Annotated in this window: 8 protein-coding genes; 5 read left to right on the top strand and 3 right to left on the bottom strand. The window is 76.4% G+C overall.

Going from position 1 to position 14,630, the window contains the following annotated elements; genetic code table 11:
• Nucleotides 1-52 precede the first annotated feature (52 nt).
• From EV189_RS02560 to EV189_RS02550, 3 genes are all read right to left on the bottom strand, one after another.
• Nucleotides 53-2,227 (bottom strand): DUF4012 domain-containing protein, encoded by a 2,175-nt coding sequence (locus tag EV189_RS02560; protein WP_130491362.1) that lies wholly within the window; start codon nt 2,225-2,227, stop codon nt 53-55.
• Between the two features lie 184 nt (nt 2,228-2,411).
• Nucleotides 2,412-6,584, bottom strand: a complete 4,173-nt coding sequence (locus tag EV189_RS02555) for a SpoIIE family protein phosphatase (protein WP_165400090.1) — start codon at nt 6,582-6,584, stop codon at nt 2,412-2,414.
• Between the two features lie 46 nt (nt 6,585-6,630).
• Entirely contained in the window at nt 6,631-7,494 is an 864-nt protein-coding gene (locus tag EV189_RS02550; protein WP_130491360.1) for an Fpg/Nei family DNA glycosylase, read from the bottom strand.
• 94 nt (nt 7,495-7,588) lie between these two features.
• Between EV189_RS02550 and EV189_RS02545 the strand changes: the two genes are divergently transcribed.
• The 5 genes from EV189_RS02545 to EV189_RS19985 are packed head-to-tail and all read left to right on the top strand — an operon-like array spanning nt 7,589 to nt 14,562.
• Entirely contained in the window at nt 7,589-8,977 is a 1,389-nt protein-coding gene (locus tag EV189_RS02545) for a DUF1800 domain-containing protein (protein ID WP_130491359.1), read from the top strand.
• Nucleotides 8,974-10,227 carry a DUF1501 domain-containing protein gene (locus EV189_RS02540; RefSeq protein ID WP_130491358.1) on the top strand — a complete coding sequence of 418 codons (1,254 nt, stop codon included), beginning with the start codon at nt 8,974-8,976 and terminating at the stop codon, nt 10,225-10,227. The genes EV189_RS02545 and EV189_RS02540 overlap by 4 nt, the downstream gene beginning before the upstream one ends.
• A 55-nt stretch (nt 10,228-10,282) precedes the next feature.
• On the top strand, nt 10,283-12,553 hold the full coding sequence (locus EV189_RS20420) for a PAS domain-containing sensor histidine kinase (protein ID WP_196788509.1): 2,271 nt from the start codon (nt 10,283-10,285) through the stop codon (nt 12,551-12,553).
• Between the two features lie 30 nt (nt 12,554-12,583).
• Nucleotides 12,584-14,350 carry a gamma-glutamyltransferase family protein gene (locus tag EV189_RS02510; RefSeq protein WP_130491357.1) on the top strand — a complete coding sequence of 589 codons (1,767 nt, stop codon included), beginning with the start codon at nt 12,584-12,586 and terminating at the stop codon, nt 14,348-14,350.
• 44 nt (nt 14,351-14,394) lie between these two features.
• Complete coding sequence (locus tag EV189_RS19985) at nt 14,395-14,562, top strand: hypothetical protein (protein WP_165400089.1); 168 nt, start codon at nt 14,395-14,397, stop codon at nt 14,560-14,562.
• The last annotated feature ends 68 nt before the right edge of the window (nt 14,563-14,630 follow it).

Genomic DNA, 14,630 nt, shown 5'->3' with positions numbered 1-14,630 from the left:
CGGAAGTCCCATCTTCCCCGATCCGCCGCGTCGCACGCGACGGCGCCGGTCGCTAGCCCCGGCTCAGGACCACGGAGAGCGTCTGCGTACGGTCCAGCGCGACGTCCAGCACGCCCTGGCCGCTCGCCACCTGGACCCCCGTCCCGCCCGTGACCCGCCAGCCCGGCGGGGGGATGACGACGGTGCGCGTGCGCACGGGCGTGAGGTCGTTGTTGGCGTCGTACGCGACCTGCAGGGTCATCCCGTCGCCCTCCGCCACCGCCGCCTTGGGGATGGTGAAGGTGACGGGCCAGGTCCCGGTGGAGCCGGGCGCGATCTGGACGGGCTGGCGCAGGTAGCTCAGCCCACCGACCGCGAGGACCTGGCGCTTGCCGAGCACCTGCGTCGCGCCCTGCTGGGGCTTCGCGGGTGCCGGCGGGGTCGTCACATCGGACGCGCCCGTCGGCAGCACCGTGACGAGGCTGTCGCGGGCGAAGCCGCTGAGCTCGCCGTACTCCAGCATCTTGCCGCTGCGGTCGATGGCGCCGTTGCTCTGCGTCACCGTGCGCTGCACCTTGGCCGAGCCGTCGGCCTGCATCGTGATGATCTCGTCCACCGTGCGCTGCTGGAGCGCGTCGACCTTGGCGCCCTTGAGGTTCTGGTTGAACAGCGCGATGCGGTCACCGGTGGTCGCGGGTGCCGCCACCGCGCCGGAGAGCCCCGCCCCGCTGATGAACTGCTGGACGGAGGGGTCCGCCATCCAGATCTGGAAGTGCCGCCCCGGCGCCGAGGCGAACAGCGCCTTCGCCTTGTCGGTGAGCCCACCGCCCTCGGAGAGCCGCTGGACGAGGCCGCCCATGAGCGCGGCGTTGAGCAGGTGGCGCTGCGGGCTGTCCGCCTCTGCGTAGACGTTCGCGAGGAGGAGCTGGGCGACGTTCTGGTCGTTGACCTGGCCGTAGCCGGCGGCGTCGACGCCGCCCGTGACGCGGAGCAGCTCGCGGACGGCGTTCATGTCGAGCGCGATGACGCCGTCGATGTGCTGGCCGGTCCCGCCCTGCCAGGCGAGCGCGAGGTTCTGGCCCGAGACGCGGAAGTCGGGGTCGGTGTTGGCGTTGACGAACGGCGTGTAGGTCTTGCCCTTCACCCGCTGGCCGGAGAAGAAGGGGTCGGCGACGGCCGGCTTCCACGGCACGGGCGCGTTGATGAAGCCCTTGCCGGCGCCCTGGGCGAGCCCGTTGGGGAACTTCACGTCGGAGGTCGACTGCGCCGCCCCCTGCGTCATGACGCCCTTGTCCAGGGTCAGCGTCGCCACCGACAGCGGGGCACCGCCCGAGGGGCGCATCTCCGCCTGGTTGAGCACGGTGACGAGGTAGGTCCGCGGGGTGTCCGCACCGAGCACGCCCGGCAGCAGGCGCAGCAGCGGGAGCGCCTGCTCCATCTGCTTGCGCAGCGAGCGCACCTGGTCCAGGGCGCGGTCCCGGATGCCCGGCACCTCCTGCTCCTTGGGCCCGGTGCCGTCGACCTCGAGCAGGTCCTGCTCGGCGCCCGCCATCAGCGAGGAGATCTGCTGGGCCTTGACGGCGGTCTGCTGGACGACCGGCAGCGAGAAGACGTGGTCGGCGTACAGCGGCTGCTGCGACGAGCCCGGCACGGGCTTGATCGCACCGCTGACGTCGAGGGCGTAGTGCCCGGCGGAGACGGTCGCGTCCGCGGCGTCGAGCAGGTGCCCGAGGTCGCTGACCGGGATCTTCGCCCAGGGGAGGACGCCGGCGATGCGCATCTGCGTCGTGCGCGACGAGCGCCGGGCCGTGGCGAGGTGCAGCGCCGCCGCGTCGAGGTGGCGCGAGGCCGCCGTCGGGTCGCTGCCCGCCACGGTGCGGAAGGCGGTCAGCTCGTCCTCGGCGGCCGTGGCCTGGGTCTTCACGTCGCGGGCCGAGTCGCGCAGGCCGAGCGCCATCCACACGCCGAAGCCGGCGAGCGCGCCCAGCACGACGAGCACCACGCCGGCCCAGACGAGCACCTTGCGCCGGCGCAGCCACGGCAGGCGCGGGCGGCGGGGCGGCGAGGCGATCTCCTCGACGCGCTCGAGCGGGTGCTCCCAGCGCACGGACGGCGGCGACACCGACGGCACCGAGGGCGCGGGCGTCCCGACAGGGGTCACCATCGTGGTCTCGGCGGCGGAGGGCGGCTGCTCGCCCTTCGGTCCGGAGGACGTCGGGGACGTGCGCGCGAAGGGACGGATCGTCACAGGCTGGAGTCCGGGGGTCGGGGACGGGGCGTCTCGGGCCGGGCGGCGTCGAGCAGGCCCGGAGTGTCGAGTCTGCCACCGCGTGGACCCTCCCGACCAACGCCCGGCCGCAGGCGGCCGTTCCGGAGTGGCCGCAGGCGGCCGTTCCGGAGTGGCCGCAGGCGGCCGTTCCGGTCGCTGCTGCTCAGTGGTGGTGCAGGACGAGCAGCGCCACGTCGTCGTCGCCACCGAGGCTGCGGTCGGTCGCGAGCAGCAGCGCGTCGGCCAGCTCCTGCGGGTCGCTGGACGCGCCCTCGAGGGCGCGGCGCAGCCGCTCGAGCCCGACCGTGAGGCTCTCGTCGCGGCGCTCGACCAGCCCGTCGGTGAACATGACGACGGTGGCGTGCGCCGGCAGGTCCACCACCACCTCGGGGTACGCGCCGGTGCCCACCCCAACCGGCGGCCCGGGCTCGACCTCGATCCAGGTCGCCGTGCCGTCCGGGGCGAGCAGCAGCGGCGGCGGGTGCCCGGCGGAGGCGAGCGTCAGCCGCCGGCCCTGCGGGTCGTACGACCCGACGAGCAGCGTCGCGAGCCCGAGGTCGAGCATCTTGTCGACGTCGGCCGCCATCCGCTCGAGCAGGGTCCCGGGGCTCAGCCCCTGCAACGCGAGCGCGGCGGTGATGGCGCGCAGCTGGCCCATGCGCGCGGCGGAGCGCATGCCGTGCCCCACGACGTCGCCGAGCGCGACGAGCAGCCCGTCGCCGACCTCGACCGCCTCGTAGAAGTCGCCGCCGGTGAGCGCGCCCTGCACGCTCGGCAGGTAGCGCGTGGCGATCTGCAGGTCGGCGCGCTGCGGCGTCACGCGGGGGAGCAGGTGGCGCTGCAGCTCGATGCCGTTGCGCCGCTCGGAGCGGTAGAGCAGGGCGTTGTCCAGCGCGACGGCCGCGCGGACGGCGAGGTCGGCGAGCAGGTCGCGGTCGAGGGTGCCGGCGCCGGCCTCCGCCAGGGAGAGCGCGCCCAGCGTGCGCCCCCGGCTCACGAGCGGCACGGTCCAGGCGCTGGTCGCGCCGGTGGCGCGCAGCGCGGCGTACGCCGCCTCGTCCCCGCCCGCGACCCGGCGCAGCAGCTCCTCGGTCACCGGGCGCTCCTGGGGACGGCCCGTCCCCGTGACGGCGCCGGCCCCGGCGGCGTCGGTGGTGCGCAGCGGCAGCGCGCGGAGCAGGCTGCTCAGCGGCTCCTCCTCGGCGCGGTCGGCGTGGCGCACCGCGACGACCCGGACGTCGCCCTGCCGGCTGCGCGAAGTGCGCACGTCGAGCGCGTCGGCGAGGTCGGCGCGCAGGGCCACCGCGGCGTACGGCGCGAGCCTCGGCACCACGAGGTCGAGCAGGCGGTCGATCACCTGCTCGGGGTCGAGCAGGGCGGACAGCGCCGCGCTCGCCGCCGCAGCGGTGCGCAGCCGCGCGTTGGCCCGCTCACGCTCGGCCTCGACCGCCTTGCGCTCGTCGATGCGCTGGACGAAGACGGACATGCCCTCGGGGTCGGGCGTGGCGCGCACCTCGAGCCAGGAGCCGAAGGGCGCGTACTCCGCCTCGAAGGAGACGGGCCGTCCGGTGCGGGCCGCCGTCGCGTACTGCTCGGCGAAGACCGTCCCGACCAGCTCGGGGAGCACGTCGCGCACCCGCCGCCCGAGCAGCTCCTCGCGCCGGCGGAGGAGCAGCTGCTCGGCCTGGAGGTTGAGGTAGGCGAAGCGGCCCTCGGTGTCGACCCGGAAGAACGCCGCCGCGAGCGTCTCCAGCACGCCGGCGAGGCGCCCCGCGTCCTGCTCGGGCCCGGGCGTGCCAAAGGCCGACCCGCTGGAGACCGCGCCCAGCGCGGCGAACAGGCGCGCGTTGTCCACGCCGACCGCGATCCGGCGCGCGAGGTCCTGCGCGAACTGCAGGTCCACGGCGGTGTACGACCGGGCCGAGCCCGTCGTGACCAGCGTCATCGCGCCGATGGTCCGGCCGCGGGCGACGAGGGGGACGCTGAGCAGGCTGCCCACCCCGAGCTCGGCGACGGCGGCGGCGCGCGGGTCGTCCGGCTCCGGGACGGGGACGACGGGGACGAGGAGCGGCTCGCGCTCGCGGACGACGCGCCCGATGCCCTGCAGGTCGCCCATGCGCGCGGGCCAGGTCTGGTTGAACCGCCGGGCGGCGGCGGCCCCCTCGGCGTCGACGCTCTGGACGTCGAGCGCGCGCAGCTCACCGTCCTCCAGCAGGTGGAAGACGCAGAGGTCGGCGAGCTCGGGCACCGCCAGCCGGGAGACCCCGCCGAGGCTGCGCTCGACGTCCACGGTGTCGCCGAGCAGGTCGGTGACGTCGGCGAGGAACGCGAGCTTGCGGTTGGCCGCCTCGACGCGCTCGGCGCTGCGGGCGCGGTCCAGCGCCTGGGCGCAGGTGTCGGCGAACGCCGAGAGGAACTCCCAGGACGGCTCGGGGAGCCGGGCGCCGGGGGAGGCGAAGCCCAGGGTCAGCGCACCGAGCACGACGTCCTCGACCACGAGCGGGATGACCGCGAGCCCGTGCGGGCCCCAGTCCAGCCCGCGCAGCCGGGGGAAGAGCTCGTCGCGCTCGGCGACCGAGCCGACCCACACCGGCTGCTGGCGGCGCAGCGCCTCGGCGACGGGCAGCGGCTCGTCGATGCCGTACGCGGTGGGGGCGGCGAACTCCGCCGGGAGCCCGGGGGCGACCCGCGCGAGGCGCAGGGTCCGCCCGTCGTCGTCGAGCAGGGTCACGGCGGCCACGAAGGCCCCGACGAGCCCTCCGGCGTGCGACAGCGCGACGTCGAGCACGGCCTCCACGTCGCGCACCTGCCCGAGCGCGGTGGTCACGGCCTGCAGCCGGGTCAGCCGGTGGACCACCTGGGTGCGCGAGGAGTCCAGGCGCACCCGGTCGAGGGTCTGGGCGCCGATCGCGGCCAGCGCGGTGAGGAACGCGCGCTCGTCGGTGCTGAACAGCCGCGAGTCGGCGAACTCGAGCTCGAGCGCGCCGATGCTGTGCCCGGCGACGAGCAGCGGCAGGCCGCAGACCGCGCCGGGCTCGCCCGCCCGGTCCTCGTTGGACTCCAGCCAGACCGGGGTGCGGTCCCGGTGGGCGACCGCGGCGGCGCCGGCGCCGGCGGTGGGGATGCGCCCGGCGTACGCCTCCGCGTCGCCCTGCGTCGCGAGCGGGCGCAGGTGCCGGCCGTCGGCGAGCAGCAGGGCGCCGCCGGTCGCGTCGAGCTCGCGGGCGGCGGCGTCGAGCACGGCGCGGGCGACGTCGTCGAGCCCGCCCGCGGCGCTGAGCCGCTGCGTGGCGTCGTGCAGGTGGGCGGCGAGCGCGGAGGCGCGCTGCAGCCCGGCCAGGACGTCGACGGCGCCGAGGAGGAACGACTCGAACGACGGGACGGGCGGCGGCTGCTCGCCCGCGGCGTGGGAGCGCAGGGCGGAGACGAGGCTCGTGACGTACCAGCGGCGGAAGACCTGGTGCTGCGGCGGCGCGGCGAGGGTGAGCAGCCGCGCGGTGTGCGCGTAGCGGTCGGCCTCCTCCAGCGCGGCGAGGTAGCGCTCACCCGCGTCGGCGGCGCTGGTCGGCAGCGTGAGCGTCAGCGTCGTGCGCGGCTCGCCCCGACCCGCCGCCGCCAGCGCCTGGCGCTTGATGGCGTGGCGCGCCTCGGCGAACTCCTGGACGACGTCGCTGATGAGCCCGGCGAGGTGCTCCGGCAGGGCGCCGGTGACGCCGGAGGCCGCACCACCGGCGGTGAGGGTGAGCTCGCGGACCAGGGAGTCGACGTGCGCCTTCGCCGCGAGCAGCAGGTCGGTGGGGACGTCGCCCAGCGTGACGCTGTAGCGCTCGGGCGCGACCTCCTCGAGCAGGTCCGCCCACGACTCGAGGTCGTCGACGCCCAGCTCCCCGAGCCCGGCCGGGTGCAGGCCGAAGTCCGCGTCGTCGGGCTCGGTGCCGGGGACGAGGTGCACCCACACCCGCTTGCCGCGCGGCGTCGGCTCGGCGGCCCAGGCCTCGGCGAGCGACTCGACGAGGCTGAGCCCGCGCCCGGTCGTCGACCCGGCGTCGGCGATGGGGCGCAGCGGCATGGCGGGGGAGCCGTCGTGGACCTCGATGCGGACGCCCGCCGCGGCGTACGGCTCGAGGACGAGGCGCACCGGCCCACGCGCGTGCAGCACGGCGTTGGTGACGAGCTCGGTGACGACCAGCGCGCTGCTGTCCTCGACCGCGGTGCGGTCCCACGCGGCGAGGACCTCGCGGACCAGGCGGCGGGCCGCGGGCACGGACTCCGGGACGACCGGGAACTCCTGCTCCTCGCAGGCCGTGCCGGGGCGGTCGGAGGCGGGTGCCGTCACCGGGGGTCCTTCGACCCGGAGCCGCCCCGGCTTGAGCGAGCGGCGCTCACTTGAGCAGCCGGGAGAGGCGGCGGTCGGCGAGCACCTGGCCACCCGTCTGGCAGGTCGGGCAGTACTGCAGGCTGCGGTCGGCGAAGGAGACCTCGCGGACGGTGTCGCCGCACACGGGGCAGGGCTCGCCGGTGCGCCCGTGCACGCGCAGCCCGCTCTTCTTCTCCGCCTTGAGCTTGCCCGCGGCGAGCCCCGCCGACCGCGCGACCGCGCCCTCGAGGGTGTCGCGCACGGCCTGGTGGAGCCGGGCGACGTCGTCCCCCGACAGCCCGCTCGCCGGCTTGAACGGCGAGAGCCGCGCGACGTGCAGCACCTCGTCGGAGTACGCGTTGCCGATCCCCGCGACGACGCTCTGGTCGCGCAGCACGCCCTTGACCTGCTGGCGGCCCGCAGCGCGCAGGATGCCGGCGAGCACGTCGACGGTGAACTCCGGCGCGAGCGGCTCGGGACCGAGGGTGCGCACGCCGGGGACGTCGTACGGGTCGCGCACGACGTACGCCGCCAGCCGCTTCTGCGTCCCCGCCTCGGTGAGGTCGAACCCGGACCCGTCGTCGAGGTGGACGCGCAGCGCGAGGGGGCCCTTGCCCGGCTTCGGCGGGGTCTGGCCCAGCTGCTCGCTCCAGCGCAGCCACCCCGCGCGGGCGAGGTGGACGACGAGGTGGAGGCCGTCGACGTCGAGGTCGAGGAACTTGCCGTGCCGCTCCACGCCGGTGACCGTCAGCCCGGCGAGCGAGGTCACCGGCGGGTCGTACGTCTTCAGCACGTTGATCGCGGCGACGTCCACGCGAGCGACCACGTGGCCCACCGCGCGCTGGCGCAGGAAGCGGGCGAGCGCCTCCACCTCGGGCAGCTCCGGCACGCGCCCAGTGTGACCTGCCGGCCGCGCCGGCGCACGCACGCCCTCTCCCGGCGGCCGCTCAAGCGCGCCGCGCACGGGGCCGAAGCGTCCTGCGATGACCGACCTGCTCCACCTCCTGCGCCGCACGACGTACGGCCCCACCCCCGCGCTGCTCGCCGAGGTCGAGCGGACGGGGCCGTCGGCGTGGCTCGCCCAGCAGCTCGCCCCCTCGACGGTCACCGACCCCGTCGGGGACCGGCTCGCGAAGCGGTTCCCGCAGCTGCAGTGGCCGGCGTGGAAGGTCCGCGAGGTCCACGGCTTCGACTGGACCGTCATGCTCCAGCTGCGCGACCTGCACACCGCGCGGGCGGTCTGGTCACGCCGGCAGCTGCTCGAGGTCCTCGTCGACGTCTGGTCCAACGCGCTCAACGTCCCGAACCCCTCGAGCGACGTCTCCGACGTGCGCCACCTCTACGACCGCGACGTCATCCGCCGGCACGCCCTGGGCCGCTTCGAGGACCTGCTCGTCGCCGCGGTCACCTCGCCGGCGATGCTGCGCTACCTCGCGGCCGACCAGAGCACCGGCCGCAACCCCAACGAGAACCTCGGCCGCGAGCTGCTCGAGCTGCACACGGTCGGGCGGGCGTCCGGCTTCACCGAGCACGACGTCCGGCAGAGCGCGCTGGTCCTCACCGGGCTGACGGTGGGCAGCAAGAGCGGGCAGACGGAGTACGCGCCGCAGGACCACTGGGTCGGGCCGGTCCGGGTGCTGGGCTTCCGCCACCCGAACGCCTCGGCCGAGCGCGGGCGGGAGGTCGCCGAGGCGTACCTCCGCTACCTCGCGCGCCACCCGCTGACCGCTCGGCACGTCGCCACGCGGCTCGCCGTCCGCTTCGTCAGCGACGCGCCCAGCCCGGCGCTCGTGCGGGCGCTGGCCCGCACGTACACCGTCTCGGGGACGGCGGTCCTCCCCGTGCTGCGCCAGCTCCTCGGCTCGCGGGAATTCCTCGAGTCCGGCGGGCAGAAGGTGCTGACGCCCTTCCAGGACCTCGTCGCGACGGCCCGCGTCCTCGGCGTCTCCCCGCCGCGCGGCACGGACTTCGGCAGCCTCGGCTGGTGGCCCGACGTGCTCGGCCAGCCGCCGCTCGGCTGGCCGCGGCCCGACGGCTACCCCGACGTCGCCGCGGCCTGGGCCGGTGCCGGCACGACGCTCGCCCGCTGGAACGCCCACCTCGCGCTCGCAGCGGGCTGGGACTCGAAGCTGGTCCACCGGAAGCCCGAGTCGTTCCTGCCGCGCCCGCTCCCCGCGACCCACGGCGAGCTCGTCCGCGCGCTCGGTGCCGCGCTGCTCGTCCCGCTCGCGCCGGCGCAGGTCGACGCGCTGTGCGGCTTCGTCGGCAAGGTGCCGGCCTCGCGGCTGGCGGCCGACGACCCCGCGGTCACGTGGCGGCTGGCCTCCCTGCTCTCCCTCGTCCTCGACACCCCCCAGGCGGCCCTGCGATGACGACCACGTGCGGCTGCACCGAGCAGCAGGGCCTCTCCCGGCGCGGCTTCCTGCGCGGCGCGCTCGCCGGCGCCGCGGCGCTCGCGGGCGGCTCGCTGCTCCAGCTCGGGGACGCGCAGGTCGCCCTCGCCGAGCCCGGGTACGCGGGCGACGCCCTCGTCGTCGTCAGCCTGCGCGGCGGCTTCGACGGGCTGTCCGCCGTCGTGCCGGCCGGTGACCCGGCGTACGCGGCGGCGCGCCCCGACATCGCCGTCCCGGCGAGCCGGCTGCTGCAGCTCGACGGGATGTTCGGCCTGCACCCGGCGCTGGCGCCGCTGCTCCCGCTGTGGCAGGCGGGGACGTTCGGCGCGGTGCACGCGGTGGGGCAGGCGTCGCCGACCCGCAGCCACTTCTCCGCGATGGAGGAGCTGGAGCGGGCCGCGCCCACCTCGAGCCTGCGCACCGGCTGGATCGACCGCATGGTCGGCGCCGGCGGCTCGACCTCGACGTTCGCCGGCGTGCAGCTCGGCTCCGGGACCGCGACGCAGGCGCTCTCCGGGCCGGTGCCCACCCTCGCGCTGGGCCGGCTCTCCTCGGTCGACCTGCCGGGCTCGTGGGACGCCGACGAGCGGGCGCGCTGGCGCACGGCGCTCACGGCCCTGCACGCGACCGGCCCGGCGGCGGTCACCGTCCCCGCGCGGGAGGCGGTCGCCGCCGTCGCCACCGCGGTCGGCCTGCCCGCGGCGGCGCCGGCCACGGCGTACCCGGAGGGGGCGTTCGGCGACGCGCTCAAGGACGTCGCGCGCCTGGTCAAGGGCGGGGTCGGGGTGCGGGTCGCGGCCGTCGACCTGGGCGACTGGGACATGCACGAGGGTCTCGGCACGACCGAGTGGGGGCGGATGCAGCGCCAGCTGGGCGTCCTCGCGAGGGGGCTGGCGGCCTTCGCGGCCGACCTCGGCGACGCGCTCGCGACGACGAGCGTGGTCACGCTGTCGGAGTTCGGCCGGCGGGTCGAGCAGAACGGCTCCGGCGGGCTCGACCACGGGCACGGCAACGCGGTCCTGCTCCTCGGCGGGGGCGTGGTCGGCGGCCGCGTCCACGGCACGTGGCCCGGGCTCTCGGCCTCCGCGCTCGTCGACGGCGACCTCGCGGGCACGACGGACTACCGCCAGCTGCTGGCCGAGCTGCTCGAGGTCCGCTGCGGCGTCCCCACGGGCAGCGTCTTCCCCGGCCTGGGTGCCGGACGGCTCGGGATCGCGCGAGCGCGCTGACCCGGCTCCGGGCGTGGTCCTCAGGTCGGGCGCCCGACCTGCCGAAGGCCGCGGCATGCAGACGGCTGACGCGGACGGCGCGGGGGCCGCTCCCGCGCGCCGGCGCGGGCTGCCCGCGGCCCTCGTGCTCGCCGGGGCCGTCCTCGCCGGCGGGCTCACCGTCACCGTGCTCGTCGGCGTCAGGTCGGCGGGGCAGCCCGGCGGGACGGACACCGCCGATCGCGCGCTCGTCGTCGCGCTGGGGGCCTGTGCGCTCCTCCTCGCCGTCCTGGTCCTCGAGCTCGCCCTCGGCCGGCGCCGCGCGGAGCTGCGCGTCGAGCGCGCAGTGGCGGAGCTGCGCCGGGCCGAGGCGGCCGCCCGCCGCGACGCCGCCCTGCTGCGCGCCGTGCTCGAGTCGATCTCCGACGGCGTGGGCGTAGTCGACGCGGAGGGCCGCTTCCTCGTGCACAACCGGGCGGCGCGCGACCTGCTCGGCGGCCGCGCGGACAGCGACGACCCGAGCAGCTGGCAGCAGCACTACGACATGTGGCGGCCCGGCGGCCGCGAGCCCTTCCCGCTCGCCGAGATGCCGCTCGTCCGCGCCCTGGCCGGGGAGAGCACGGACGACGTCGACGTCCTCGTCCGCGCCCCCGACGGGACCGAGCGGCTGCTCTCGGTCTCCGGCCGCCCGCTGGACGCCACCGCCGGGCAGGCCGGCGCGGTCGCGGTGTTCCGCGACGTCTCCGTCGAGCGGGCGCGCACGGCACAGCTCGCGAGCACCCTGGCCGACCTCGCCCGCAGCGAGCGCCGCTGGCGCGCGTCGTTCGACAGCTCGCTGGTCGGGCGCGTCCACCGCAGTCCCGACGGCGGGCTGCTGCGCGCGAACGACGTCGCCCTCCAGCTCTACGGCTACGACCGCCAGGAGCTCGCCGGCCTCACGGCGGAGCAGCTGCTGCACCCCGACGACGCCCCCCTCGTGGTCGAGGGCATGCGGCGCGCCCTGTCGGGGGTCTCGGGCGGCTTCCGGGCGCGGTTGCGGCTGCGCCGGCGGGAGGGCGGCTTCCGCACGGTCGACTCCTCCGCGGCCCTCATCCGCGACGAGGACGGCAACCCCGAGTACTTCGCCACGCAGCTCGTCGACGTCGAGGAGGCCGTGGCGGCCGAGCGCGAGCTGCGCGAGCAGCGCGACCTCTACTCCCAGCTGCTCGAGGCGCTCAGCGACCTCGGCGAGGCGGTGACGCTGACCCGCGACGGCGTCATCGAGTACGCCAACGACGCCATGTGCCGCCTCACCGGCCGCAGCCTCGAGGAGCTGCGGCGACTGGCGCGCAGCGTGGACCTGCTCGTGCCCGAGGACCGGGAGGTCTGGCTGGCCGAGCGCGTCACCGCCCCTGCCCACGTGCCGCGCCAGACGCGGCTGCTCGCCGCCGACGGGACGGTCGTGCCGGTCGAGGCCGTGAGCATCGCGCTGCCGAGCGCCGGAGGCCGGCTGCGCGTCGCCGTCTGCCGCGACCTCTCCGAGCGGGTCCGCGCCGCCGACGAGCTCGCGGCCTCCGTCGCCCGGCTCGAGGCCAGCAACGCCGAGCTCAGCGCCGCCAACCAGTTCAAGGACGACGTCGTCGCGATGCTCAGCCACGACCTGCGCCAGCCGCTGACCTCGGCGATCGGCTTCTGCGAGCTCGTCGTCGACGAGTGGGACGGGCTGCCCGACGAGGCGCGCCGCGACCTCGTCGCCCGCGCCGCACGCTCCGGCCACTGGGTCAACGACCTGCTCGAGGACGTCCTCACCATGGCCCGGCTCGACCGCGGCGAGCTCGGCCGCGACGCGCGCGCGGTCGACCTGGAGGTGGCGGTCGAGGACGCCGTGGTCCGGCTCGGGGCGTCGGGCGCCGAGGTCGACTCCTCGGGGGTGCCCGACGTCGCCGTCCGCGTCGACCCCGCGCAGCTCCAGCAGGTCCTCGCCAACCTGCTCGGCAACGCGCTGAAGTACGGCGCCGCCCCCGTCACGGTCACCGCCCGGCACCACGGGACCACCGTCGCGGTCGACGTCATCGACTCGGGGCCCGGCGTGCCCCCCGCCTTCGAGCCGCACCTGTTCGAGCGCTTCACCCGCGCGTCGGGCAGCGCGCGCGACCAGAAGGGCACGGGGCTCGGGCTCTGGATCGCCCGCACCCTCGCCGAGGCCAACGGCGGCAGCCTCGCCTACCGCCGCGCCTCGGGGCGCGGCGCCCGCTTCACGCTCACGCTGCCCGCCGTGGACCGGCGGGGCTCCGGGCCCGCGCTGCCCGAGCGTCCGCCGCGCACCGAGGTCGAGCCCGGCAGGACTGGAGCGCCGCAGCAGGGGTAGTCGGGGAGCACTCGCCCCCCGGGAGGACCCGTGCGCCCGCTCGTCCCGTCGACCGCCGCCGCCGCGCTGCTCCTCACCGCCCTCGCCGCGCCGCCCGCGGCCCGCGCGTCCGTGCCGCCCGCGAAGACCCCCGTCGCCGAGGGGTACGGCGGGGCCGTCGCCACGGTCGACGCCGACGCCACCGCCGCAGGGCTCTCCGCCCTCCGTGCCGGGGGCAACGCCGTGGACGCCGCCGTCGCCGCGGCCGCCGCGCTCGGGGTCACCGAGCCGTACTCCGCCGGGGTCGGCGGGGGCGGCTACCTGCTCTACTACGAGCCACGGACGCACCGGGTGCTCACGCTCGACGGCCGCGAGACCGCGCCGCGGGCGATGGGCCCGACCGCCTTCACCGAGGACGGCAAGCCGCTCGCGTTCGCGGACGCCGTCACGAGCGGGCTGTCGGTGGGCGTGCCGGGCACGCCGGCGACGTGGGACACGGCGCTGCGGCTCTGGGGGCGCCGCTCCCTCGGCCAGGCCCTCGCGCCGGCGACCGCGATCGCGCGCCAGGGGTTCGTCGTCGACCAGACCTTCGCGACGCAGACGGCGAGCAACGCGGCGCGGTTCGCCGAGTTCCCGTCGACGAGCGCGCTCTACCTCCCCGGCGGCCAGCCCCCCGTCGTCGGCAGCCTCCAGCGCAACCCCGACCTCGCCGCGACGTATGACCTGCTGGCGCGCAAGGGGATCAGCGCCTTCTACACCGGCGCGCTGGCTCACGACGTGGCGACGACGGCGCAGCACCCGCCGGTGGCGGCCGGCGTCACCGGCGTGCGCCCGGGGCTCATGACGACGGCGGACCTCGCGGCGTACGCAGTCCGGCGGCAGGCACCGACCCTGGTGCGCTACGAGGGGCTCGACGTCTACGGCATCGCGCCCTCGTCCAGCGGTGGCACCACGGTCGGGGAGGCGCTGAACATCCTGGAGAGGCAGGGCGTCAAGGACCTGGCCCCGACCCAGCAGCTGCACCGCTACCTCGACGCGAGCGCGCTCGCCTTCGCCGACCGCAACCGGCTGGTCGGCGACCCGGCGTACGTCCGGGTGCCCGAGCGTCGCCTGCTCTCCCAGGCCTGGGCGGACAAGAGGTCCTGCCTGATCTCGCCCGACCGCGCGCTCGTCACCCCGGTGACGTCGGGCATCGCGCCAGGAGGCACGTGCGGCTCGCCGGTCGGCGTCGCGAGCCCGACGGGCTACGAGGGCACGTCGACGACGCACCTCGTCACCTCGGACCGGTGGGGCGGGGTCGTGTCCTACACCCTCACCATCGAGCAGACCGGCGGCAGCGGGATCGTCGTGCCGCACCGCGGGTTCCTGCTGAACAACGAGCTCACCGACTTCAGCTTCACCGACACCCAGGGCGGTCACGACCCCAACCTGCCGGCCCCTGGGAAGCGCCCGCGCAGCTCGATCTCGCCGACGATCGTCCTGCGGCACCACCGGCCCTTCCTCGCCGTGGGCTCGCCGGGCGGCGCCACGATCATCACCACGGTGCTGCAGGTGCTCCTCGGCCGCCTCGACCAGGGACTGACGCTGCCGCAGGCGATCGCCGCCCCACGGGCGTCGCAGCGCAACACCGCGGCCGCCGACGCTGAGGCGGGGTTCGACACGGCAGCGCTGGAGGCGCTCGGCCACCGCTTCGCGCCGTCGCCGGAGATCGGGGCCGCCGTCGGCCTCGAGCTCGAGCCGGGCGGGCGCGTGCTCGCCGCCGCCGAACCCGTACGCCGTGGTGGGGGTGCCGCGGGAGTCGTCTCGACGACCCGGTAGCGGACGCCCCGCTTCGGCGCGGTTCCACCGGGAACCGCTAGGGCATGACGACACCCAGCGCCGAGGGCCCGGTCTTCCCGGGCACGGCCGAGCCCAGTTCCGAGCACGACCCCGAGTTCGCGGAGGAGTACGCCGAGTCCGTCGGCGTCGACCCCTCTCCGGAGCAGATCGAGCACTACGAGGAGCTCGTCGGCGACGAGCCGGCCGAGTAGCACCACCCGTCCAGCAGGCGGCGGGCACCGAATCCCCGGGGACGCCAGATCCCCGCACCTGTCGCAGA

The sequence above is a fragment of the Motilibacter rhizosphaerae genome, from assembly GCF_004216915.1.
In the GTDB taxonomy this organism is placed as follows: Bacteria; Actinomycetota; Actinomycetes; order Motilibacterales; family Motilibacteraceae; genus Motilibacter; species Motilibacter rhizosphaerae.
This window is presented reverse-complemented; position numbering and strand designations above follow the sequence as displayed.

Bases quoted from the DNA above. Each gene is read 5' to 3' on its own strand.
- EV189_RS02540 (WP_130491358.1), top strand. From the start codon at position 8,974: ATGACGACCACGTGCGGCTGCACCGAGCAGCAGGGCCTCTCCCGGCGC.
- EV189_RS19985 (WP_165400089.1), top strand. From the start codon at position 14,395: ATGACGACACCCAGCGCCGAGGGCCCGGTCTTCCCGGGCACGGCCGAG.
- EV189_RS02545 (WP_130491359.1), top strand. From the start codon at position 7,589: ATGACCGACCTGCTCCACCTCCTGCGCCGCACGACGTACGGCCCCACC.
- EV189_RS20420 (WP_196788509.1), top strand. From the start codon at position 10,283: ATGCAGACGGCTGACGCGGACGGCGCGGGGGCCGCTCCCGCGCGCCGG.